Origin of the sequence: Tistrella arctica, assembly GCF_039630945.1 — a bacterium.
GTDB lineage: Bacteria > Pseudomonadota > Alphaproteobacteria > Tistrellales > Tistrellaceae > Tistrella > Tistrella bauzanensis.
In genome coordinates, this window is the sequence record NZ_JBBKTV010000003.1 from 345,289 (window position 1) to 369,287 (window position 23,999).

Genomic DNA, 23,999 nt, shown 5'->3' on the forward strand with positions numbered 1-23,999 from the left:
GCCTCAGAACTGCCACGCCATGCCGACGCCGACCGTGCGGCCTCGGGCCGGCGCGCCATAGGCGGTGGCGGGCGCCGAGAAATAGCCATAGAGGTCGCGGGTCTCGTCGAGCAGGTTGTCACCCCACAGATAGACCTCGGCCCCGCCGCTCATCACACCCAGATGCAGATCGATCTCGTCATAGGCGGCAAGGTCGAAACTGTTCTGTGGATCGGCGGTGCGCGCGCCGACATGGGTATAATCGGCACGAACATTCAGCGCCGGCTGCGGCAGGTTGCCGAACCGGACCGGCAGATCGTGGATCCAGGCGACCGAGAACCGGCCCGCCCAGCGCGGCACGTCGGGCACCCGGTTGCCGGCCCGGACATCGCCCGCCCCAGGGCCGATCAGATTGGTGCGGATCTCGGTGTCGATGAGGGTGAGCCCGCCCGACAGGGTCAACTCCCCGCCGATCCGCCAGCTTGCCTCGATCTCGGCCCCCTGGCTGCGGGTGTCGGCATTGACCGCGTTGGTCACATAGGTGGCGGGGTCATAGCTCAGCAGATGGTTGTTCTTCACGTCGTTGAAGAACAGGGCGGCCGAGGCCTGGAACCGGCGGTCGGCGGTCTCGGTCTTCACCCCCGCCTCGATGCTGCGGTTGACCGCCGGCTTGTAGGGCACGCTGTCGGCGGGCTGGGTGGAATAATCGCTGAAGCCGCCGGGATTGTAGCCGCGCGAGGCCAGGGCATAGATCGTGGTCTCGGGCGTCACCGCGTAAGACAGGCCAAGCCGCCCGGTGGTATAGGCGTCGCTGAGGTCGCGCGCATCGCTCACCGCGGTGCCGCCGCCATGATAGGTGGCGTCATAGGTCTTCTCCTCCCACGCCTGACGCAGCCCGGCGGTCAGCTTCAGGCGCGGCGCCACCGGCACCGTCGCCTCGCCATAGACGGCATAGCGGCGGGTGGTGAAATCGCGTTCGGTGGCACTGCCGGTGCCATAGGTGTTGCGCGGCGTGTCATAGGACCGGTCGGCATGGTGCAGATTGACGCCGGCCACCCAGAAAATGTCGGCATCCGGCAGCGACGACAGCCGGATATCCTGCGACAACACGGTTTCCTCGGAGGTGTCGACGATCCAGTATTCGCCACCCCGGCCCATTGCCGCCTGAATCAGCCGGTCATAGGCGACCAGCCCGGTGAAATCGGCGCGGGCGACCGAGGTGGTGGCGGTGAGCCGGGCGCCCTGGAAATCATGGGCAATCTCCAGCGCATAGCGCTCCATGGTCTTCTCGTTGTCGTCGAACAGCCCCGGGGTCAGATCATTGACCGGCGGATCGCGATAGGGCATCAGCACCAGAAGATTGGTCAAATTCTCGACCCGCTGGCGCTCGGCGGTGGCAAGCACGCTGGTGCCGTCGAAATCCTCCCACAGCAGGCTGCCGCGAAAGGCCAGATCGGTGGGCTCGCTCAACGGGTCGCCGGTCTGCAGATTGTCCGCCCACAGATCCGATCCGGAATGGCGCAGGGCAACGCGGCCGCTCAGGTTCTCGGCCAGCGCCCCGCCGACGGCGCCTTCGATCAGGCGCTGGTTCTCCTGGCCGTATTCGCCGCGCAGATAGCCTTCAAGGTGCCGGGTCGGGCGGCGGGTGGTGATGTTGATCGCGCCGGCCTCGCCATTGCCGCCGAACAGCGTGCCCTGCGGGCCTTTCAGCACCTCGACCCGTTCGACATCCAGCGTGCCCAGCCCGGAATAATGCGGGGTCAGTGCGGTGCCGTCGATGTTCAGCACCACCGAGGCATCGTCCATGCTCATCTGATAGAGCGCGCCGACGCCACGGATCGACAGGTTGTAAAGATTGGGCCCACCCGAGGAATTGACCGACACGCCCGGTGTCGCCCGCAACACATCCTCGATCGTGTTCAGGCGGCGCGTCTCGATGTCGTCACCCGAGATCACCGTCAGGCCGAAAGGCACGTCCCTGGCGCCCTCCTCGGCCCGGCGTGCGGTCACGGTCATCGGCGCCAGTTCGGTCGTCGCGGCGGCGGCATCTTTCGCGGCGGCCTCGTCGGCGCGGCCGGCCGACGGGACAGTCGCGACCGCGAGGGCGGCGACGGCGGCAAGAACCGCAAGAGGCATGGCGGTGGAAGCCGGCCCCGCCCCCCGGGGCGGACGCGGCGGCAGATCAGTCATCATGGAATACGTCCCGGCATTGGCGGCTTGCGGCCGCATGCATGCGGCGGTGTCGATTGCACCACGTTGTGTTTCGTGATGATAATGCGTTGCAATCGCATTTCCGCCCGGATCCGGTCCATTTCCACCCGAATCGAACGCCCATGGCCACCAGACACCCGCTCCCCGCCACGACCGCCCCGTCCGGCGCCCCACCCGGCGAAATCCCGGTGTCGCGGCTGATTGCCGGCAGCGGCCCGGCGCCCGGGCCGGCCGACTGGCAGGTCACCCGGCTGGTGCTGGAAGACGGGGTGGAGGCGGTACACTGGTTCGGTCATTTCGACCGCGAGACCTGTTTCGCACTGCGCGACGACAGCAACCGGGTGCATTTCAGCTTCACCGGCCGGCTCGACGGCGCCGCGCGCTGCTGCTTCCACGACGGCCATGGGCGGAGGGACCACGACATCCGTGCCGATGCCGGCTGCATCAGCTTCGGCCGTGGCCATCACGGCAGCTATCATCAACGGGGCACGCTTGAGAATGTCACCGTGATGGTCCGCCCCGACATTCTGCGCGGCTGGGACGGCATGCTCGATCCGGCACTCGACCGGGCGCTCACGGCCGAACGCTGTTTCCTGGATGGTCACCGTGGCCGCGATCTCGCCGACACCGCCCATGGCCTGGGCCGGGCCTTGCGGGCCGCCGGCGATGCGGCACTCGGTACCGGGACACCGGCCCTGCCATCGGCAACCCGCCATCCGCTATGGTTCCGCGCCCAGGGGCTGGCGCTGGTCGGGCTGTTTCTGGATGCCCGCCGCGCGGTTCCGGCCGCCCTGCCCGCGTCACCAGGCGACCGGCTGCGCCTGCGCCGGGCCCGGGATCTGCTGCTGGCCGATCTGTCGGAGCCACCGGGGCTGCCGGCGCTCGCCCGCGCGACCGGGATGAGCGTGACCCGGCTGGAACGGGGCTTCCGCCAGCTTTTCGGCACCAGCGTCTATGGCCTGTTCCAGCAGGAACGCATGGCAGATGCCCATCGCCGCCTGCTCGATGGCGGCGAGAGCGTCACCCGGATCGCGGTCGATCTTGGATATACCAACACCAGCCATTTCGCTGTCGCCTTCCGCAAGCAGTACGGCGTGAATCCCTCGGCCCTCAAGCGTCGTGGCTGACGGCCACGGCCCGGATGCAGACGGTGCTTGCGCCATCATGACATCTCGGCTAATGTCCGCGCCGTCCCGAGCGGAGAGGTGCCAGAGTGGTCGATCGGGACGGTCTCGAAAACCGTTGTGCGTGCAAGCGTACCGTGGGTTCGAATCCCACCCTCTCCGCCATTCGCCTGAGACCTCACCCAATGTGCTTGCCACAGCCGGTGTAACAGGCGACGAGCACGACTTCGAACGGCCCGATGCCTTACGGTATCGGGCCGTTTTCGTGTGCGGCGGGCGGATGACTGCGGCGGGCGGGCGACTGCGGCGGCGGATGGCAGCCCCCGATCTTGACCAGGGTCAATGCCCCCGGCCGGTCCGGGCCATAGTGTGTGGCACAAGACCATGCTGCACAAAGATCGGCTGCACGATGCGGGCTATCAGATACGCACTCTGGGGGGCATTGATCACGCTGACGATGCTGTGGTTGCTGGCGCAGCCGCAGATCTTTCAGCCGGCGGGGTTCTTCGCGCGCCGCGCCAGCCTGGTTCAGTATACCGGCGTGATGGCGATGGCTGCGATGAGCCTGGCGATGCTTCTGGCCTTGCGGCCGCGCTGGCCCGAAGGCCGGCTGGGCGGGCTGGACAAGATGTATCGGCTGCACAAATGGCTGGGCATCGCCGCGCTGGTCGCGGCGATCATCCACTGGCTGTGGAGCAAGGGCCCGAAATGGGCGGTCGGCTGGGGCCTGATCGGGCGGCCGGCACGCGGCGAGAGACCGCCGCTGGAAAACCCGGTCGAACAGGTGTTCATGTCCTTGCGCGGCACCGCTGAAGGTGTCGGCGAATGGGCCTTCTATGCCGCGGTGCTGCTGATCGCGCTGGCGCTGATCAAGGCCGTCCCCTACCGGCTGTTCTACAAGACCCATCGCCTGCTCGCCGTCGTCTATCTGCTGCTGGTGTTCCACGCGGTCGTGCTGATGACCTTCGACGACTGGATATCGTCCGTGGGGCTGGTGATGGCGGGTCTCCTCGCCGGCGGCGGCCATGCGGCGGTGATCGTGCTGCTGGGGCGCGTCGGCGCCGGACGTCGGGTTCAGGGCCGGATTGCAGCGCTTCAATATTATCCCGGCGTGACGTCGCTCGACATCGAGATCGCGGTGCCACAGGGCTGGCCCGGCCACCGGCCCGGCCAGTTCGCCTTCGCCACCTCTGACCCGGCCGAGGGCGCGCACCCCTATACCATCGCCTCGGCCTGGAACGATCAGGAGCGACCTGATCAGGGCCGGCACATCCGCTTCATCGCCAAGGAACTGGGCGACCACACCAGCCGCTTGCGCGATAAGCTGCGGGTCGGGCAGTCGGTGACGATCGAGGGGCCCTATGGCTGCTTCGACCTTGCGGGCGGTCATCCCCGGCAGATCTGGATCGGCGGCGGTATCGGCATCACGCCGTTCATCGCCGGGATGAAGGCGATCGCGCTGCAACGTGCGGCGGCGCCGGAGGGAGCCCGGCCGGTGATCGACCTGTTCCACTCGACCGCCGACCATGACGCCGAGGCCATCGGCAAGCTGACCGCCGATGCCGAGGCCGCAGGCATCCGGCTGCATGTCTCGATCGACAGCCGCGACGGCCGGCTGACCGGAGAGCGCATCCGGGCGGCGGTGCCCAACTGGCGCGCGGCGGAGATCTGGTTCTGCGGCCCTGCGGCGTTTGGCGAGGCGCTGCGACGGGATTTCAAGGCCCAGGGCTTCCCCGTGGCCCGGCGGTTCCATCAGGAACTGTTCGAGATGAGATAAGCGGGCGCGGCTTTCCAAAGGTCGGCCGGCCGGGGGCATCAGCCTCGAACCAGAGCCAGCAGCGGCTCGAATGCATAGAGCGCAGACCTGCGGCCGGCCGCGGGTTCGATGGTTTTCAGCAACCCTGCGTCCAAAAGGCTCCTGGTGAATTTATGCGCCGTCTGCGCTGGGATTCCAGACCGGCGGGTGAAAGTGCTGTTCAAAAAAGCCGGGCGGGTGAAGATGAAATCAAGCGCGGTGATCGTCCACTTGGACGCCAATGCATCCTGAAACCGCCCCTTCATGTCTTCATATAGCGCACGGATCTGTTCCGCCTTCTCAAGATTCTGCCTCGCCTGGGTCTCCAGGGCCGACAGAAAGGACAAAATCCAAGCCTCCCATGCATCGGAGGCTGAGACATCCCGCATTCGATCGATATATTCATCCTTGTTTTTCTTGAAGAACTCACTGATATAAAAATGCGGCTCCGATATAAAATCGGCCTTCCAGAGTATGAGCGGAATGATCATACGGCCGTTTCGCCCATTCCCATCTTTGAATGTATGTAATTCTTCGAATTCAAGATAGGCGATCGCGGTCCTCATATGGATGTCGCAAGCATCTTCATTAACGAAAGCAAAAATCGCTCAAGTCCCTTATCCAAAAATTCCGGCCGGATAGGAACGAATATGATCTTTCGTCTGTCTTGGTCCGCCAGATAATTCTACTCGATCTTAAATACACCTGGCGAGAGATGGGCTCCCCGGCCAAAGTTGAGCAAGATTTGGTGTGATGAGCGGATCAGCCAGTTCGACAGCGGCACCCCATCCTTCATCTGCGCCTGCGCCTGCTTCATGGCCCGACTGTAGAGCCAGACCTCAATGGCCTCACTACGGGCCTTCGCATGGGTAACATCACCATCCCCCTCGTCTTCCTGCTCGGCCTCCAACCGCAAGACTTCGTCAAGTGTGCTGATGGTGCCTTCCATGCGCGATGAGATCACGGCTTCCTGGCTGCGCATCGGGGCGAGAAGAATCTCGCTGCTGCGCATGCCCTTCAACATCTGATCATACCGGGCCAAAGCCGCCGACGCCTGGGCGATCGGCTTATTCAACACCCCATAATCCCTGATCGTCGGCGGGAATCGGTCATAGTGATAGTCGACAGCATCGCTCAGGTCGTAACCGGCGGGGGATCGTGGGTCATCCATGTTGTGTATCATTTTTCCGGAAATCTGAGATACAACGCCATTTGTTGGTACTGTGTGAGAGACAACCCCCGCGCGGCCCCCGCATTCGATGGCAAGGCTGTCACAACGCGCGGCTTGCACAATCGTCGTCACGCGCATAGTCTCGGCGTCCCTCAATTCTGATTAACCCTTTGATTTCAATGAAATCACATGGTTGACAGCGGCATATCGCCGGGGGATGGCCGGTATTCGCGGGAGACGGAGCATGCAACAGCGCGCGGGCGACGTTCTGGGGCTCGATTTCGGCACCACCAACAGCGTGGTGGCACGGGCCGGCGCGCCGGGGACGTCGGCGCTGGTCGATTTCCGCGGCGACAAGGCCACGGGCGCCGTCTTCCGCTCGGCGCTGTGCTTCTGGCATGACGACGAGGTCAAGGGCGGGCTGGCGCATGAGGCCGGGCCCTGGGCGATCGCCGAATATCTCGATTTCCCGCAGGACAGCCGCTTCATCCAGTCGTTCAAGACGGTGGCCGCCAGCCATCTGTTCGAACATGCCACCGTCTTCGACAAGCGCTATCGCTTCGAGGATCTGGGCGCCATGTTCCTGGCGCGGATGGCCGCCCATGCCGACGGTGGCCTCGGCGGCGATGCGGATGGTGGCACGCCCGCGCGGATCGTGGTGGGGGTGCCGGTGGAATTCGCCGGCTTCCGGCCCGATCCGGCGCTGGCGCGCGCACGCTATGACCGGATGTTCCAGACCGTCGGCACCGAGATCCATTATGTCTACGAACCGCTGGGCGCCGCCTTCAGCTATGCATCACGGCTGACCGAGCCCGCGACCATACTGGTGGCCGATTTCGGCGGCGGCACCAGCGATTTCTCGATCGTGCGGGTGGCGGAGCCGGGCGCCGCGCGGCGCTGCACTCCCCTGGGCTCGGCCGGTGTCGGCATCGCCGGCGACCGGTTCGACTATCGTATCCTCGACAATCTGGTGCTGCCGATGCTGGGTAAGGGCGGCCGCTACCGGTCGTTCGACAAGGTGCTCGATATTCCGCTGAGCTTCTTTTCCGATTTCGGCGACTGGTCGCGGCTGGCGCTGATGCGCAATGCCCGCACCATGGATGCCCTGCACCGCCTGAAGGCGGCCGCACTCGACCCCGACGCGGTCGGCCGGATGATCGCGGTGATCGAGGGCGAGCTTGGCTATCCGCTCTATGACGCGGTCGGCCGGTTGAAGCGGCAGCTATCGACCGATCCCGCCGCCCATTTCCACTTCAAGGCCCCGGGCCTCACCATCGATGCCGATGTCGCCCGCGCCGATTTCGAGACCTGGATCGCCCCCGACATCGCCCGGATCGAGGACACCGTCGACACGGCCCTCGCCCGCGCCGGCACCACGCCCGACCAGATCGACCGGGTGTTCCTGACCGGCGGTTCATCGCTGATCCCGGCGATCCGCCGCATCTTCGCCAGCCGCTTCGGCCCCGAGCGCATCGCCACCGGCGGCGAGCTTACCTCCATCGCCCACGGCCTGGCCCTGATCGGCCAGGAACCGCGCATCGAGGACTGGGTGGCGGCGCTGTAGCGACCTCAGCCCAATAGCGGCGCCAGCGCGGTGATACCCTGATCGATGCGATCCAGGCCCATCGGCCGGGTCAGGCGCCAGATCGGCAGGCGGGCGGCGATCAGGAAGCAGATCGTGCGGGTGGCGGCGGTGCCGATCATGGCATGGGTCAGGCCGGGGCGATAAAGCGCCAGTTGCACCGCGCGGATCGCCTCGATACCGGTCAGACGGTCGAGCCGCGCGGGGCTGTCCGGCGCCCCTGGCACCAGCACCACCAGTGCCGCCAGTTGGCCCGGCACCCGGTCGGGTGCGCCGCGGCCGGGCAGCGGCAGGGCGGTTTCGCTCTTGTCGCGGCCCTCCACCGGCTGCCAGGGGGCATCGTCCAGGCCGAAGGCGGTGATCGCCGGCACCGACAGCCGCAGCCGGGGCACGCCGGCATGGCCGGTCAGCGGGCCGCCGCTGCCAAGCCGGTCAGGGCGCGCGCCATCGACCAGTTGCAGCAGGTCATCGGCCAGCAGCCGGTGGCCCCGCGACAGAAGCGCGCCGGCCAGAGTGGATTTTCCGGCACCCGACTGGCCGGTGATGGCAAGCAGGCCGTGGGGGGTGCGGATCGACGCCACATGCAATGGCAGGGTGCCGCGTTGCAGCAGCAGACCTGAGAACACCGTGCCATAGAGCCAGGTCAGCAGGCGCTCTGGCCGCTCCGCCACCGCCGGCCCGGCCTCGACCAGCACCTCGCGGCCGCCGGTGACCAGGAAACGCGCGATCCCGGGGATGGTGATCAGCACGCGCGGGCCGCTGGCGCCGTCTCCCCCCACCTGCCACAGCTCGCGGGCAGCCACCGCATCGGGCAGGATCTCAGGCACCGCGCCGGAGCGGATGAGGACGTCACAGTCGCCCTCGCCGATGGCGGCCGCGTCACTGATCAGATCTGGAAGGGGCAGGGCCGAGCCAATGACCATCGTGCCATGGCGGTATCGATACATCTGTCCTCACGCATTGCCGGCACCGGTCGCCTGAAGGCTTAACATGTGCGACCATGGCTGTCGACGCGCAGGCGGCACCTATCCGGCAGATGACGAGGCGGCATGACCGGCAGCACCACCCCCTTCACCCATCTCGTGGCATCCCGCGAGGGGATGTATGTCGCCCGTCAGGATGGGTACCAGCGCGTGATGGACGGCATCTTCTTCGGTGCCACCATCCGCGACGGTATGGTCTGGCTGTTCGAGGCGCAAGACAGCGATCTGCACGCCCCCACCTGTCGCGGCCGCATCCTGCGGCTGGCGATCGACCCGGTCAGCGCCGCCTGCGGGCCGGTCGAGGTGGTGGCCGACGGGCTGGACAATGGCTGCCATCAGATCGATTTCGTGCGCGGCTGTCTGGTGGTGGTGGATACCTATCGTCAGGCGCTGATCGTGTTCCCGCCCGATTTCAGCACCCGCGCGGTCCATCACCCGGCCGGCATCGCCATGGCCGATACCGGCGATCCGGCCTATGTCCATATGAACGGCATCGGCGGCGATGGCCGCGACCTTCTGGTCATGCTCAGCCATGCCGGCACCAGGCCCGGCCGGCCGTCGGAGGTTCTGCGCCTCGACAGCGGGTTCCAGCCGGTGGAGCGGTTCGGCCTGCCGGGGGTGATGTGCCATGATCTGGTGGTGCTGGAAGATGGTCGGCTGATCGCCAACGGTTCGATGGGCGGCTTTCTGATCGATCGCCAGGGCATCATCGTCCAGGTCGACAGCCTGATCACCCGCGGCCTGTCGATCGGTGCCGACGAGGTGGTGATCGGCAGCTCCACCTTCGGCGATCGGGACCGGCGGATCGCGGCGACCGGCCGGCTGACCTTCGCCGGCCGCGACCTCACCCTGCGCGCCCGCTACGACCTGCCGGCCGCCCCCACCCAGATCCGCCGTCTGGACGGGCACGATCTGTCGCTGTTCGATTACCGCGCCACGCTGCCGGCGACGCTGCGGCCGGTTTCGGAACCAGCCTTAGAACCAGCCCCAGGCGTCGAGGCGTAGCACCCGGCCCTCGACGGCGCTGTGCAGCCGCCGGGGCACGCGCCCCGCGCCGGCGCCGGCGGCCACCATCAGCGGCATCAGATGTTCGTCGGTCGGGTGGTTGCAGGCGGCATGCGGGGCCAGACGCCACCAGTCGGCCAGGGCGGTCAGATCGCTGCCCGCCCCCTCGTCGCCATCCGCCAGCACGCCATCCACCCAGCCGGCAAAGGCCGTGACATAACCGGCTTCCGCGCCCCCGGCCCCCCGCTGGGCGAAGAAACCGCGCAGGTCATGGGTCAGGCTGCCGCTGGCCAGGATCAGCACGCCATCATCGGACAAGGGCGCCAGCGCCCGGCCGATGGTCAGATGCGCCGCAGCATCGCCCGGCACCAGCGACAGCGCCGCCACCGGCAGATCGGCCGCGGGCCAGGCCAGCATCAGCGGCGTCCAGGCACCATGGTCGAGACCGCGCCCGGCATCCTCGGCCACCGCAAGGCCGGCGCCCAGCAGCAGATCGCGGGCACGGGCCGCCAGGGCGGGGGCCCCCGGCGCCTTATAGCGCAGCCGGTACAGCGCCTCGGGAAAGCCATAGAAGTCGTGAATCGTGGCCGGTGCCGTGGCAGTGGCGACAGTTGCCACCGACGCCCGCCAATGCGCCGAGATCACCAGCACCGCCCGTGGCGGGGCCGGCAGCAGGCCGGCCAGCCCCGACAGGAAATCGCGGGTCGCGCCGGATCGCAGCACCATGTCCGGCGCCCCGTGCGACACGAACAGAACCGGCTGGCGGCTGACGGACCGGGCGGAGGGGGCGGACGGGGCGGAGGGGGCGGACGGGATCATGGGCGGGGGCTCCGGCTGGATGTTTGTGTGAACGGACAAGGCGGATGGTCAGGCGCGGACCACAGCACCGCGCGCGAACAGCCGGCCATACAGCCGCGGGCCGATGGCGGCCGCGCCGTCACCCAGCAGCGCCTGAACCACCAGGGCGGCGATCCAGATCACCGGGAATTCCCAGCCGCCATTCGGGCTGGAGAACACCCAGCCATTGCCGGCATGGACCAGGGCGGCGCCGATCAGCACCGGGATCTGGCCCAGCGCCACCAGCCGGGTGCCGATACCGGCGATCAGCAGCAGACCGCCGCCCACTTCGGCCAGCACGGTCAGATAGGCAAAGATGCCGGGATAGCCGATGCTTTCGAAGTACTGCACCGTGCCCGGCAGGGTGAAGACGAAGACCTTCATCAGCCCGTGGGCCAGGGCGGCGATGCCAAGGGTGAGGCGCAGGATCAGCGCGGCCAGGGCCGCATTGGAACCGGTGAGCAGAGACATGACGAACCTCCAGGGATCGATCTGGCGCGGCGGGAACAGCCCCCGGCGCCCGGGGTGTGACCTGAAGCTGCCATCGGCTGCCCCATAACTCAAATCACCCTCTTGAACGATTGATATTGCCGGTGGGAATATCGTGGCATCAGCCACAGCGGAGGCAGGCCCATGGATGCCGGCGATCCCGACCGGATGGACCTTAATCTGCTGAAGGTGTTCGCGGCGGTGATGACCGAACGCCAGGTGGGCCGGGCGGCCGAACGGCTGGGCATCACCCAGGCCGGGGCGTCGAACGCGCTGCGCCGGCTGCGCCTGTTGTTCGATGACGAGTTGTTCCTGCGCACCCCGCGCGGGGTGGAGCCAACCGCGCGGGCGATCGAGGTCTGGCCGGCCATCTCGTCGGCCCTTGGCCAGATGCGCGCGGCGCTGACCCCGGCCGCACCCTTCGATCCCCGCACGGTCACCGCCGAGGTCGGCATCGGGGTGACCGAGATCGCCGAACTGGTGCTGGGGCCGGCGATCGTGCGCCATCTGGCGCGCGCAGCACCCGGTCTGGCGCCGCGCTTCCACCATATCGACCGGCGCGATGCCGCAACCGCCCTCGATGACGGCACGATCTGGCTGGCGCTGGGCATGCTGCCCGAACCGCCGCCACGGATCACCCGGATCTATCTGCGGCGCGACCCGCTGCTGACCCTGGTGCCGGCCGGACTGACGATCGAGACCCTGGCCGATGACGGCGACGCCCTGCCGGTCATCACGCTCGACGGCTATGCCGAAGCCGATCACGTGCTGGTTTCGGCCACCGGCAGCGCCGAGGGGGTGATGGATCTGGCGCTGGCCGAACATGGCCGCAAGCGCCGCCTGCTGGCCGTGGCGTCGACCCTGCTGGGGGCTGCGGAAATGGCCGCCTGTGCCGGCGCCCTGCTGACGGTGGTTGGCCCCACCGCGCGGGCCATCGCCCATCGCGGCGGCTTCACCATCCACCGGCCGCCGCTGGAACTGGCGCCCCAGCCGGCGCGGCTGGGGCTGATGTTCCATCGCCGCGACGAGGGTCTGCCCGCGCATCGCTGGCTGCGGGCCGAAATCACCCGTCTGGCGCGGACGATCTGACGGCCGCAATCAGCCGCCGGCCGGGTTCCCCCGGCTCAGGTCCGGCTCAGGTCAGGCGCAACAGGTCGTCTTCCGACAGGTTGCCGGGCACGATGGTCAGCGGCACGTGCAGATCGCCGGCCAACTGGCTGGCCAGCCAGCGCACCAGCTTGCCCGGACCTTCCGCCGGCGGGCGGGCGGCCAGCACGACCATGCCGATATCGGCGTCCTCGCGCATCTGACGCATGATTTCATCGCCGATCGGGCCCACCCGCACCAGCAATTCGGGGAGCAGCCCGGCAAAGGCGTTCACTTCGGCAGCGATTTCCTGCAGCACCTGTTCGGCCTGATCGCGCAGTTCCTGCGCCATCAGATTGCCCACCGACATCCAGTGCTGGTTGTCGGCCGGCTCGATCACGGTCAGCAGGGTGACGCGGCCACCACGGGCGCGGGCGCGGCGGCAGGCATAGCGCACCGCCACGCGGCTGTGGGCGCTGCCATCCACACAGACCAGAAACTTGACCGGCGCGCGCCGGGGCGGCGCGGCAGATGGTGGTGGCCCGGCATCGGGGCCGCCATTCGACGGATCGTCAGACATCGGATCAGGGGCCTCCTTCAGAAGCGGCGGAAGGCGAAGCCGGCGGCCCAGCCGGCGCCGAGCGCGATCAACACGGCCGCGACGCCATAGCCAAAGGGCTGTTCATGGGCCAGCCGCGCAATGTTGTCGCCAAGCCCGTCCTTGCGCACGAACAGGGGGGTGGTCTGGGCTGAAACCACCCGGCCATCATGGACCAGGAAGATCTCGGCCCGATAGGCGCCGGTCGGCACATTCGACGGGAACGACACCGTCACCCGGAACAGCCGGTCGCCCAGGCGCGAGATCGGCTGGATCGAGGGTACGAACACGCCGGCCTGCTGGCGGTTGCGGATCAGCGCGTCGCGAAAGGTGATGCGCTCCTCGGGTGTGATGTCGCCACCGCCAGGGAAATCCAGCCGGTTCAGGCCGATGCGATGCCGGCTCAGCATCTGGTCGTTGGTGAACTGGTCCAGCGGCGCGCTGGCCCCCACCCAATAGAAGGCCGGCACCTGCGCGAACCGCACGCTCTGGGCGTTGATCCACATCCCAAGGATACGGTCCTTGCGGCGGATGTCGACCGTCTCGGCAGGCCCGCGGATCACCACGATCACCTCGCCCGGCCCGTCGGTGGCGCCGAACAGCAGCAATTCGGTGCCGGTGAAGCTGGAGGTGATCGAGATCAGATGGCTGGACAGATCGGCCACCAGCGGCTGGGCGCGGGCGCGCAAGGGGCCGATCAGGGCCACGGCCAGAGCGGCCGCCAGTGCCAGCACGAAGGCCAGGATCGCGGGCAGGCGGGCGAAGCGGTCCGATGCCGGCATCATCCGGGGCCCACCACCACGGCCGAGAACAGCTCGTCGGGCCGGATCACCAGATCCGCGCCGATCTTGATCGCGGTCAGCACCACCACCGCCGCCAGCAGCCCGCGCAGATGTTCGCCGCGCAGGCGCGTGGTCAGGCGCGAACCGACCTGCGCGCCGATCACACTGCCCACCACCAATATCGCCGCCAGCACCAGATCCACGGCTTCGGTCGTCACCGCATGCATAATGGTGACGTTCATGGTGACGAACATGATCTGGAACAGCGAGGTTCCCACCACCACCAGCGTCGGCATGCCCAGGATATAGATCATCGCCGGGATCATCACGAAGCCGCCGCCCACGCCGAGAATGGCGGTGAGAATACCGACCCCGAAGCCCAAGGACAGCGGCAGAAGCGCCGAGATATACAGCTTCGACTTGCGGAAGCGGAGCTTGAATGGCAGCCCGTGCATCCAGTTGTGCTGGTGCCGCTTCTTGGCCGGCTGATTGCGCATCAGCAGGCTGCGGACCGACTCGATCCCCATCAGCACGCCGATCGTGCCCAGAAACAGCACATAGGACACGCCGATGACCAGATCGATCTGACCGATCGCTTGCAGCCACTGAAAGATGAAAATACCGATGCCCGACCCGACCAGGCCGCCGGCGAGCAGCACCCCGCCCATCCGGACATCCACCGTCCCGCGCCGCCAATGCGCCAGCAGCCCCGAGACCGAGGCCGCAACCACCTGATTGGCGCCGGTCGCCACCGCCACCGGCGGCGGTACGCCCACGAACATCAGCAGCGGCGTCATCAGAAATCCGCCGCCAACGCCGACGAGCCCCGAGAGGAATCCCACGCCCAGCCCCATCAACAGGATCGCGATCGCATCGATCGACAGCTCGGCGATGGGAAGATAGATCTGCATCGGGGTCCGTCAGCGGAAGAGGCCGGCATCATATGCCGCCGGCCCGGACCATTGTGATCCGGGCCGGTGACGGTTTCAACCCGCAGCCGGCGGCAAGACAGCGGTTCGGCACGATCAGGACGCCAGGATGGTCAGGGCGCCGGGATGGTCAGGACGCCGGGGTGGTCAGGACGCCGGGGTGGTCAGGGCCTGAGCAGCCCCATGGTCTGACGGACCTCGTCGAGCACCGGATCGGCGATCGCGCGCGCCCGCTCGGCGCCCCGCGCCAGGATGCGGTCGATCTCGGCCGGTTCAGCCATCAGCTGCTTCATCCGTTCGGCGATCGGTCCCAGCTTTTCGACCGCGAGATCGGTCAGCTTCGCCTTCACATCGGTGAAGGGGGCATCGGCATATTCCGCCACCACCGCATCGGTGGTCCGGCCGTCGAGTGCCGCATAGATCCGGATCAGATTGGCGACCTCGGGCCGGCGCTCGGGCTCATAGGTCACGCCGGGCTCGCTGTCGGTGCGGGCCTTGCGCAGCTTCTGGGCGATGGTGTCGCGGTCGTCGGTCAGGTTGATGCGCGAATAATCCGACGGATCGGACTTGCTCATCTTCTTGGTGCCATCGCGCAGCGACATCACCCGGGTGGCTGCCCCCAGGATCATCGGTTCGGGCAGCGGCAGCACGTCGCGGCCATAGAGCTGGTTGAAGCGCTGGGCGATGTCGCGGGTCAGTTCCAGATGCTGCTTCTGGTCCTCGCCCACCGGCACGTGGGTGGCCTTGTAGGCCAGGATGTCGGCGGCCATCAGCACCGGATAGGCATAAAGGCCCAGGCTCGCCTTCTCGCGGTCCTTGCCGGCCTTTTCCTTGAACTGGGTCATCCGGTTCAGCCAGCCGATCGGGGTCAGGCAGTTCAGCAGCCAGGCCAGTTCCGCATGGGCCGTCACCGCCGACTGGTTGAAGATCACGCAGCGCTCAGGATCGATGCCGGCGGCGATATAGGCGGCGGTCAGTTCGCGGGTCTGGCGGGTCAGCGCCACCGGATCCTGCCAGACGGTGATCGCATGCAGGTCGACGATGCAGAAGACCGACTGATAACTGTCCTGAAGCCCGACCCAGTTGCGGATCGCGCCCAGATAATTGCCGAGATGCAGGTTGCCGGTCGGCTGTGCGCCGGAAAAGATCCTCGCCATCTGGTCCTCGCCTTTGGCCTGTGCGGTCGCCGTCCGGGGGTGGAGTACCGGCACGGGTGATCGATCCGCCATGGGCCGTTCATGGGGAAACGCGCCTATATCGCGCGCGGCATTCATCGGGAAGCGCGCCTATATCGCGCGCGGGCCGCCGGCTGGTCAAGCGTCGTGACCCGGATGATTTTTCACCCGAAATCACAGATCCCCCGCCACTCAGCCGCGGCTGGTGGTGGCAAGCACGCCGCCGATGCCCACGAAGGCCGCCCCGGTCACCCGGTTGAACCAGCGGCCATTGCGGCCAAGCCAGGGGGCGATGCGCTGGGCGGTGCCGGCCAGCACCAGTTCATACAGGAATTCCACCACCGCGAAGGTGCCGCCCAGCACCAGGAAATGGGTCACCAGCGACACCCCCGGCACCATGAATTGCGGCAGGAAGGCGGCAAAGAAGATCAGCGCCTTGGGGTTCGACACCGCGACCAGAAAGCCCTGGCCGAACAGCCGGGCCGATCCGGCGGCGCGGGCGGCGCCCGCGTCCTGGATGGCGGCCGTGATCGTCGCCGCCGGAGCCGGTGCCCGCCAGGTGCGGATGCCCAGCCAGACCAGATAGCCGGCGCCGACCCATTTGGCGATGGTGAAGGCCTGTTCCGACGCCGCCAGCAGCGCGCCCAGCCCGGCCAGAGAGGCGGCGACCAGCACCATGAAACCGCACACGCCCCCGGCGGCGGTGGCAGCCGTCCGGCGCAGGCCGAAGCGCACGCCGTGGTTCAGGGCCAGCAGGCCGTTCGGCCCCGGGGTCAGCGACAGGCCGATGGCGGCCGCGGCATAGATCAGCCAGATGTCCAGGCTCATGAGACGGCACCGCCATTGCGAATGGTGACTTCGGGGCTTCGGGGTTTCGGGGCTTCGGGTCGGCGTCAGCCGCGACGCCGGCGCAGCAGGGCCCGGAAATCGGCCAGACGCGCGGCGCCCGTCAACAGCGCCAGACCAATATACACCGGAAGTGTCGCCGCAATCAGCAAGGCAAGCCAGAAGGCGCGCGCGGCATGGGGCATGTCGGCGAAGGCCGGCAGGGCATGGAGCGCACCCAGAATGGCGCCGGCGAACAGCAGATTGGCCAGGATCAGCCGTGGCAGAGTGCGGCGCATGCGGGCATCGGCCACCAGCAGCCGGTCGCGGTTCAGCCGCCGGGCCAGCAGGAAGACGTTGATCCAGGCCGACAGCGCGGTCGCCAGCGCGATGCCCATATGGGCCAGCGGCTGCATGAAGGCCAGGTTCAGCACCACATTGGCGACCAGCGCCACCACCGCATAACGCGTGGGGGTGGCGGTGTCCTCGCGGGCATAAAAGCCGGGGCTGAGCACCTTGGCCAGCACGAAGGCCGGCAGGCCCAGCGACAGCAGGGTCATCACCTCGACCGTGCGGATGGTGGCGGTATTGGTGAAGGCGCCGCGTTCGAACAGGGTCGCCACGATCGGCAGGCCCAGCGTCGCCAGCCCGACCAGCGCCGGCAGGCTGACCAGCAACGTGATCTCGATCGCCCGGTTCATGTGGCTGCGGGCATCATCCAGCGCGCCTTCCCTGATCCGCCGCGACAGCAGCGGCAGCAGTGCCGTGCCGACCGCGATGCCGACCACACCCAGCGGCAGTTGGACCAGCCGGTCGGCATAATACAGCGCCGACACCGTGCCCTCGGCCAGCAGCGAGGCGATCATGGTGTCGACCAGCACGTTCACCTGATAGACCCCGGCGCCCAGCGCCGCCGGTGCCGCCACCTTCAGCAGCCGGCTGACCTGCGGGGTTATCCGTGGCAGGCGGAAGCGCAGAACCGCACCGGCGCGATGGGCCGCCACCAGCATGGCGCCAAGCTGCACCATGCCCGACAGCAGCAGCGCCCAGGCCTGGACCACGGCGGCACCGGCATCGCTCCAGCCCTGCAACGACACGATGCAGCCGCCGATCAGGCACAGATTGAACAGCACCGGGGCGGCGGCGAAGGCGCTGAACCGCCCCAGCGAGTTCAGCACCCCGCCGACCAGCGCCACGGCCGAAATGAACACCACATAGGGAAACACGATCCGGGCCAGATCCACCGCCAGCCCGAAGGTTGCGGGATCGTCGGCGAAGCCGGGCGCGAAGACCGTCACCACCGCCGGCATCGCCGCTTCCGCCAGCACCAGAATCAGCACCAGCGAGGTCACCAGCACCGCCAGCGCCTGCTCGGCGAAATGATGGGCGGCCGCCGCCCCCTGCTCCACCCGGATGCGGTTATAGATCGGCACGAAGGCGGCGCTGAACGCGCCTTCGGCGAACATCCGCCGCAACAGGTTGGGGATCTTCTGGGCCACGAAGAACGCGTCCGCCGACGCGCCCGCCCCCAGCAGGCCGGCAACGAGAACGTCGCGTGCAAATCCCAGCACGCGCGACATCATGGTCAGGCCACCCACAGTGGCCGCGGCGCGGATCAGGCTCATGGATGGCGGGTGTATCCGAAACCGGGCCGCGCGGAAAGCATCATCCGCGGCGCGCCGGTCGATGGCTCATTCAGCGGCTTCGCCGTGCGCGCCACCCTCATCGCTGCCCGCCCCCTCCTTGTCGTCGCGCGCACCCTCCTCATCGTCGCGCGCACCATTGATCAGCGAGCTTCGCAGGCTGCCGTCGCTTTCGATCACCGGTCCGGCCGCGTCCAGCGCGGCCAGAAGATCCTCGCGGATCCGCGTGAGCTTGCCCTGATGGGTGATCTTCAGCCCGAAGACATCCTTGACATAGAAGGTGTCGACCGCCCGCTCGCCATAGGTCGCGACATGGGCCGACGAAATGGTCAGCGCCAGATCCGACAGCACCCGGGTGATGGCGAACAGCAGACCCGACCGGTCCCGGGCGGTGACCTCGATCACCGTCTGGGTGTTGCTGGCACGGTTGTCGATCAGCACCCGTGGCGTCACCTGGAACACATCGGTGCGCTTCGGCCCGTCGCGGCGCTCGGCCAGCGCCTTGGCCGGGCGCAACTCGCCCGACAGGGTGCGGCCGACCAGATCGCGCATCCGCGCCACCCGCACCTCGTCGTCATAGGCCGTCCGCTCGGCGTCCTGCACCCAGAAGGTGTCCAGAGCCATACCGTCGGTGGTGGTGACGATGCGGGCGTCGACGATGTTGCCGCCGGCCAAGGCCATGGCGCCGGCGACGCCGGCGAACAGGCCGTGATGGTCGGGGGCATAGACCGTGATCGCCGCCACCGACCGGAAGTGATCGGGGGCGACATCGATCACCAGCGGCGCCGGCCCCTGGCGGTCGGCCCGCGCCACCAGCCGGGCATGGCGTTCCAGCACCTCGGCATCATGGGCCAGCCAATAGGAGCCGGGCATCCGCTCGACATATGCCCGGAAGGCGGGCTCGGCCCAATCGGCCAGCCGATCGCGCAGCTTGTCCTGCACGGCGGTGATCCGGCCGGCGCGGTTCAGCCCCTCGACATGGCCGCCCGACAGCCGTTCGGCCGCGCGATAATACAACTCGCGGATCAGCGTCCCCTTCCAGCCGTTCCAGACATTGGGCCCGACCGCACGGATATCGGCCACGGTCAGCACGGTCAGCAGCCGCAGACGCTCGATCGACTGCACCTGATCGGCGAAATCGAGCACGGTCTTGGGGTCTTCGATGTCGCGCTTGAAGGCCACGGCACTCATCAGCAGGTGCCAGCGCACCAGCCAGGCCACGGTTTCGGTTTCCTCAGGGGTCAACCCGACGCGCGGGCACAGCTTGCGCGCCACCTCTTCACCCAGCACCGAATGGTCGCCGCCCCGGCCCTTGGCGATGTCGTGCAGCAGCACCGCCATATACAGCACCCGCCGCGACAGCACGTCGTGGACGATGCGGGTGGCCAGCGGCAGATCCTCGCCGAAGGCGCCCTTCTCGATGCCCGACAGGATGCCGATCGCCCGGATGGTGTGCTCGTCGACCGTATAGACATGATACATGTCATGCTGGGTCTGGGCGACCACCCGGCCGAAATCGGGGACGAAGCGGCCGAACACGCCGGCCTCGTTCATATGGCGCAGGGTCGCTTCCGGATCCTTGGGCGAGGTCAGGATATCGAGGAACACCTGATTGGCCGCCGGATCGGCGCGAATGTCGTCGTCGATATATTTCAGGTTCTGGGTGATCCAGCGCAGGATCTGCGGATGCACGTCCATCTCGCGGCTCTGCGCCACCCGGAACAGCCGCAGCATGCGGATCGGCTGCTCGGCCAGTTCATGGCGGTTGGCCAGGGTCAGCCGGCCACCCTCGATCCGGAAGCCGTCGATTTCACGGCGCATCAGGATGCTGGGCAGGCGGATCTTGGGCTGGCGCTGATTGGCGCTTTCCAGCGCCGCGCACAGGATGCGGGTCAGGTCGCCCACATCCTTGGCGACCAGATAGTAGTGCTTCATGAACCGCTCGACGCCGCGCGCCCCCGGCCGGTCGGCATAGCCCATCAGCCGGCCGATCTCGGTCTGGACATCGAAGGTCAGGCGGTCTTCCGGACGGCCGGCCAGGAAATGCAGATGGCAGCGCACCGTCCACAGGAAGTTCTGGGCCTTGGCGAAGCGGCGATATTCACCGGCGGTGAACACCTTCTGCTCCACGAGGTCCGACAGGTTCTGGACCCGATAGGTGTATTTGGCGATCCAGAACAGGGTGTGGAGGTCACGCAAGCCGCCCTTGCCCTCTTTCACATTCGGCTCCAGCACATAACGGCTGTCGCCCATGCGGCGGTGACGCTCGTCCCGCTCGCCCAGCTTGGCGTCGATGAACTCGCTGGCGGTGCCGACCATGATATCGGCGGCGAACCGCCGGCGCAGATCCTCGTAGAGCACCATCTCGCCGCAGAGCTGGCGGCTTTCCAGCAGGCTGGTGCGGATGGTCATGTCGGCGCGGGCGCGGGCGATGCAGTCATCCACCGACCGCACCGCATGGCCCACCTTCAGCCCCAGATCCCACAGCAGATACAGAATGTATTCCGCCACCTGCTCGCCGCGCGGGGTCTGCTTATAGGGCATCAGGAACAGCAGATCGACGTCGGAATGGGGTGCCAGCTCGCCACGACCATAGCCGCCGATCGCCACCAGACACAGCCGGTCGGCCGATGTCGGGTTGGCCACCGGATAGACATGGATATAGGCCAGCTCGAACAGGGTGCGCACGATCTGGTCGACCAGATAGCAGTTCTCGCGCACGACATGGGCACCGTCGGCCCCCTCGTCGAACCGGCGCCGGATCTCGGCGCGGCCGCGGGCCAGATGGTCCTTCAGCAAGGCCAGGATCTCGCGGCGCAGGCCATCCACCGGCCGGCCGGTCGCTTCCACCTGCCGCTCGATCTCGGCCATCAGGGCACGCCGGTGAATGATCTGGCGCTTGTTGCGGATCGCGGTCATCAGGAACGAGGCCTCGGGCTTTGGGGTGCACGGGCCGGCGGTCGGGGGAAACACCGGAACCGGTCCAGCCTACCCCACAACATGGGCATGATGCGAGACGTCGTCAGCCCCCTGCCGCCACGAGCTTTGCCGCCGCATCCGCAACCCCGGCCCGGTCCGGCCCGTCCCCCCGGTCCGCACCGTCACCCTGGCCGGCCAGCATGCCGCCGGCAAAGGCCGCGACCAGGATCGCCAGCCCCAGCACCGCCGCCAGAAGCCGCCGGCGCAGATCATCATCGGACCCTGAACGGGCAACACCCGCCTCTGCCTGGAACCGGAACATCGCGCCTCGCATCCTCCGCCGCACATTTTAATTTTACACATAATTTACGCTATATGAACATCGATAGCGTAATTCCACAAGGTCATTTGCGTCGATGATGAAATTCACGCGCATGATAGTCAATAGATCATATTATACATTGCATACCTGCTATTATTGCACCCATGACGCCCAGCATGAATGCCTGGCCTCTGACGGACCAGCACGGCCCCGGTCCGCGCCCGCTCGACTCCCAATCAGCGGGCGCTCGATTCCCAATGAGCGGGCGCTTGACTCCCAATCAGCCGGCGCTGACAGTCCCAATCAGCCGGAGCCGGAGGGGCAAATGTACGAGCGGTTTGTGAAGCGACGGGCGGAGGAAGCCCTTTCGGATACGCCGGCGGTCCTGATCGTGGGGCCGCGCCGCGCCGGCAAAACCACCCTTGTCCGACAGATGGAGACAGCCGGGCGCAGCTATATCACGCTTGATGACCAGACAGTGCTCGCTGCAGCCAGATCCGATCCGGTCGGTTTCATCCGGGGGCTGGACAACGCCATTATCGACGAGATCCAGCGCGCACCTGATCTGCTGTTGTCCATCAAGAAGGCCATCGACGACGACTATCGTCCCGGCCGGTTCCTGCTCACAGGCTCGGCAAATGTGCAGACCCTGCCGCGCGTTGCCGACAGTCTGGCGGGGCGGATGGAAACGATCAGGATGCTGCCACTGGCGCGGGCCGAAATCGCCGGCCGGACGCCGGATTTTCTGGAAGGCCTGTTTGAGGGGACGCTGCGGAGGAGACCGGCGGCAACGCTCGGTGATGATCTGGTCCGACTGGTTCTGCTCGGGGGATTTCCAGAAGTCGTCAGCCGCGACAGCGAACGGCGGCGGCAGGACTGGGCACGGTCTTATCTCACATCGATCCTGACACGCGATCTGCGCGATATCGCCGCTGTGGAAAAACTGACCGAACTTCCAGTGTTCGTGCGACTTCTGGCCGAGCATTCCGGCCAGCTCGTCAATTATTCGCAGATGGGCGCCAGCATCAATGTCACCCACAAGACAAGCCAACGTTATATCGGGCTGCTCGAACAGATCTTTCTGATGACGACAGTGCCCCCTTGGTACACCAGCGCGCTGAAGCGGATCGTCAAGACACCGAAGCTGCACTTCCTTGATTCCGGCCTGCTTGCCGCTGCGCGTGGATTGACGTTCGAGCGGATCACGAGAGATCGCAGGACATTCGGTGCCCTGTTGGAAAGCTTTGTCTTCTCAGAAGTCTTGAAGCTCATGACGGCCTCGGACCTGCGGCTGACGGCATATCATTTCCGGGATCGCAACTTTCGTGAGGTCGATATCGTGCTGGAACGTGACGACGGCATGATCGCGGGCATCGAGGTGAAGGCAAGCGCGTCGGTCAACGCAGACGATTTCTCGGGCTTGAATGCGCTGGCAGACGCCTGCGGAGACCGCTTCGCCTACGGCGTGGTTCTCTATGACAGCGCCAATGTCGTCCCATTTGGCGACAGGCTGGCGGCCGCGCCATTGTCATGTCTGTGGTGACCTGGTCTGTGGTGACTTGGCCTCCCGGTCACCCTCACCACGCCGGCACGCCCCTCACCACGCCGGCATGAAGGCGCCTTCGAACCGCGCGTCCAGGAAGGCCGAGACCTCGGGGGACTGGAAACTGTCGAGCAGAATGCGGGTTTCGGGGCGGTTCTCGTCGGCGCGGCGCACCACCAGGATATTGCCGTAAGGGTTGCTGCGCCGGTTCTCGATCGCGATCGTGTCGGTGCGCGGGTCGAAGCCGGCGGCCTGGGCGTAGTTGCCGTTGATCGCGGCGGCGTCCAGCCGGTCCAGCGCCGCCGGCAGATCCTCGGCCGGCATCTCGATGAACTGGAACTTGCGGGTGTTGATCATCACGTCCTGGGGTCGGGGCGTCAGCCGCGCGCCCGGTGACAGGCCGATCATCGCCCGTTCGGCCAGCAGGCGCAGCGCGCGGCCGCCATTGCTGCGGTCGGACGGAATGCCGATCCGCGCACCGGTGGGCAGCGCGCGCAGGGTCTTCAAGGTGCGGGAATAGATGCCCATCGGCTGCACGATGGTATAGCCCACCGACACCAGGTCATAGCCATGGGCGGCGCTGTCGGCCTCCAGGAACGGCCGGTGCTGAAAGGCGTTGGCATCCAGCTCGCCCTTGGCCAGCGCCGCGTTCGGCTCGTTATACTCTTTGAACGTGACGATCTCGACCGTCAGACCCTTTTCGGCCGCAACGATCTTCACCACCTCGGCGATCTCGACCTCGGGGCCGTCGATCACCCCCAGCCGGACCGTATCGGTACGCTGGGGGGCATCGGTCGCCCGCGAGCCGGTCGTCACGCACAGGCTTGCGATCAGAACCGCGAACAGCGCCGTGATCATCGGCAACGCGGCGCGGGCGCCGCGACGGCGCATGGTGGCGGAACGAAACATGGTGTCAGCTCTCGGTCCCTGGGCCGGTCGGAGGGCAGGCCGTGATACAGGACGCCGGGCCGCATGCCGGACGCCGGAGCGGCCGTCGCCGG

20 protein-coding genes, 1 tRNA gene and 1 pseudogene are annotated in these 23,999 nt (G+C 67.1%); 7 read left to right on the top strand and 15 right to left on the bottom strand.

What is annotated here, in order from left to right; translation table 11 throughout:
* Nucleotides 1-3: 3 nt before the first annotated feature.
* Complete coding sequence (locus tag WG924_RS08485) at nt 4-2,172, bottom strand: TonB-dependent receptor (protein ID WP_345932582.1); 2,169 nt, start codon at nt 2,170-2,172, stop codon at nt 4-6.
* A 140-nt stretch (nt 2,173-2,312) separates the two neighbouring features.
* Here WG924_RS08485 and WG924_RS08490 point away from each other — a divergent pair, with 140 nt between their 5' ends.
* The 3 genes from WG924_RS08490 (at nt 2,313) to WG924_RS08500 (ending at nt 5,091) form a co-directional block, all read left to right on the top strand.
* Entirely contained in the window at nt 2,313-3,317 is a 1,005-nt protein-coding gene (locus tag WG924_RS08490; RefSeq protein WP_345932583.1) for a helix-turn-helix transcriptional regulator, read from the top strand.
* A gap of 72 nt (nt 3,318-3,389) precedes the next feature.
* Nucleotides 3,390-3,479, top strand: a tRNA-Ser gene (locus WG924_RS08495).
* Between the two features lie 244 nt (nt 3,480-3,723).
* A complete protein-coding gene (locus WG924_RS08500) occupies nt 3,724-5,091 on the top strand; it encodes a ferredoxin reductase family protein (protein ID WP_345932584.1) in 1,368 nt (455 codons plus the stop codon).
* Nucleotides 5,092-5,129: 38 nt separating this feature from the next.
* On the opposite strand, the gene WG924_RS08505 is transcribed toward WG924_RS08500, so the two are convergent.
* Nucleotides 5,130-5,675 (bottom strand): Fic family protein, encoded by a 546-nt coding sequence (locus WG924_RS08505; protein WP_345932585.1) that lies wholly within the window; start codon nt 5,673-5,675, stop codon nt 5,130-5,132.
* Between the two features lie 119 nt (nt 5,676-5,794).
* Nucleotides 5,795-6,418 (bottom strand): Fic/DOC family N-terminal domain-containing protein, encoded by a 624-nt coding sequence (locus WG924_RS08510; RefSeq protein WP_345932586.1) that lies wholly within the window; start codon nt 6,416-6,418, stop codon nt 5,795-5,797.
* A 106-nt stretch (nt 6,419-6,524) separates the two neighbouring features.
* On the opposite strand from WG924_RS08510, the gene WG924_RS08515 reads away from it, so the two are divergent.
* Nucleotides 6,525-7,844 carry an Hsp70 family protein gene (locus WG924_RS08515; RefSeq protein ID WP_345932587.1) on the top strand — a complete coding sequence of 440 codons (1,320 nt, stop codon included), beginning with the start codon at nt 6,525-6,527 and terminating at the stop codon, nt 7,842-7,844.
* A 5-nt stretch (nt 7,845-7,849) separates the two neighbouring features.
* Here the strand turns inward: WG924_RS08515 and WG924_RS08520 are convergent, their stop codons facing one another.
* Nucleotides 7,850-8,809, bottom strand: coding sequence for a hypothetical protein (locus tag WG924_RS08520; protein WP_345932588.1), 960 nt, complete (start codon nt 8,807-8,809; stop codon nt 7,850-7,852).
* Between the two features lie 102 nt (nt 8,810-8,911).
* Between WG924_RS08520 and WG924_RS08525 the strand changes: the two genes are divergently transcribed.
* Entirely contained in the window at nt 8,912-9,850 is a 939-nt protein-coding gene (locus WG924_RS08525; protein WP_345932589.1) for a hypothetical protein, read from the top strand.
* On the opposite strand, the gene WG924_RS08530 is transcribed toward WG924_RS08525, so the two are convergent.
* Both WG924_RS08530 and WG924_RS08535 read right to left on the bottom strand, forming a co-directional pair.
* Nucleotides 9,821-10,669, bottom strand: coding sequence for a DODA-type extradiol aromatic ring-opening family dioxygenase (locus WG924_RS08530; protein ID WP_345932590.1), 849 nt, complete (start codon nt 10,667-10,669; stop codon nt 9,821-9,823). The two genes, WG924_RS08525 and WG924_RS08530, sit on opposite strands and share 30 nt — an antisense overlap.
* A 48-nt stretch (nt 10,670-10,717) precedes the next feature.
* Entirely contained in the window at nt 10,718-11,158 is a 441-nt protein-coding gene (locus WG924_RS08535) for a DoxX family protein (RefSeq protein WP_345932591.1), read from the bottom strand.
* Between the two features lie 162 nt (nt 11,159-11,320).
* Here WG924_RS08535 and WG924_RS08540 point away from each other — a divergent pair, with 162 nt between their 5' ends.
* Entirely contained in the window at nt 11,321-12,265 is a 945-nt protein-coding gene (locus tag WG924_RS08540; protein WP_345932592.1) for a LysR family transcriptional regulator, read from the top strand.
* Nucleotides 12,266-12,311: 46 nt separating this feature from the next.
* On the opposite strand, the gene WG924_RS08545 is transcribed toward WG924_RS08540, so the two are convergent.
* The 8 genes and pseudogenes from WG924_RS08545 to WG924_RS08580 all read right to left on the bottom strand — a co-directional run bounded on the left by WG924_RS08545 (nt 12,312) and on the right by WG924_RS08580 (nt 21,455).
* The gene (locus WG924_RS08545; protein WP_345932593.1) at nt 12,312-12,842 is read right to left on the bottom strand and encodes a universal stress protein; all 531 of its coding nucleotides are present in this window, start codon (nt 12,840-12,842) and stop codon (nt 12,312-12,314) included.
* A gap of 17 nt (nt 12,843-12,859) precedes the next feature.
* Entirely contained in the window at nt 12,860-13,645 is a 786-nt protein-coding gene (locus WG924_RS08550) for a TIGR02186 family protein (RefSeq protein WP_345932594.1), read from the bottom strand.
* Nucleotides 13,642-14,553 (bottom strand): sulfite exporter TauE/SafE family protein, encoded by a 912-nt coding sequence (locus tag WG924_RS08555; protein WP_345932595.1) that lies wholly within the window; start codon nt 14,551-14,553, stop codon nt 13,642-13,644. Before WG924_RS08555 ends, WG924_RS08550 begins: the two co-directional genes overlap by 4 nt.
* Nucleotides 14,554-14,735: 182 nt before the next feature.
* Nucleotides 14,736-15,728, bottom strand: coding sequence for a tryptophan--tRNA ligase (gene trpS / locus WG924_RS08560; protein ID WP_345932596.1), 993 nt, complete (start codon nt 15,726-15,728; stop codon nt 14,736-14,738).
* 210 nt (nt 15,729-15,938) lie between these two features.
* On the bottom strand, nt 15,939-16,574 hold the full coding sequence (locus tag WG924_RS08565; protein WP_345932597.1) for a LysE family translocator: 636 nt from the start codon (nt 16,572-16,574) through the stop codon (nt 15,939-15,941).
* 65 nt (nt 16,575-16,639) lie between these two features.
* Nucleotides 16,640-18,196, bottom strand: a complete 1,557-nt coding sequence (gene murJ, locus WG924_RS08570; RefSeq protein ID WP_345932598.1) for a murein biosynthesis integral membrane protein MurJ — start codon at nt 18,194-18,196, stop codon at nt 16,640-16,642.
* Nucleotides 18,197-18,373: 177 nt separating this feature from the next.
* A pseudogene (locus WG924_RS08575) lies at nt 18,374-21,133 on the bottom strand ([protein-PII] uridylyltransferase); the annotation flags it as partial.
* A 103-nt stretch (nt 21,134-21,236) separates the two neighbouring features.
* The gene (locus WG924_RS08580; RefSeq protein ID WP_345932600.1) at nt 21,237-21,455 is read right to left on the bottom strand and encodes a hypothetical protein; all 219 of its coding nucleotides are present in this window, start codon (nt 21,453-21,455) and stop codon (nt 21,237-21,239) included.
* A 325-nt stretch (nt 21,456-21,780) separates the two neighbouring features.
* Between WG924_RS08580 and WG924_RS08585 the strand changes: the two genes are divergently transcribed.
* On the top strand, nt 21,781-22,998 hold the full coding sequence (locus WG924_RS08585) for an ATP-binding protein (RefSeq protein WP_345932601.1): 1,218 nt from the start codon (nt 21,781-21,783) through the stop codon (nt 22,996-22,998).
* Nucleotides 22,999-23,052: 54 nt separating this feature from the next.
* Here the strand turns inward: WG924_RS08585 and WG924_RS08590 are convergent, their stop codons facing one another.
* A complete protein-coding gene (locus tag WG924_RS08590) occupies nt 23,053-23,907 on the bottom strand; it encodes a MetQ/NlpA family ABC transporter substrate-binding protein (RefSeq protein WP_345932602.1) in 855 nt (284 codons plus the stop codon).
* Between the last annotated feature and the right edge of the window lie 92 nt (nt 23,908-23,999).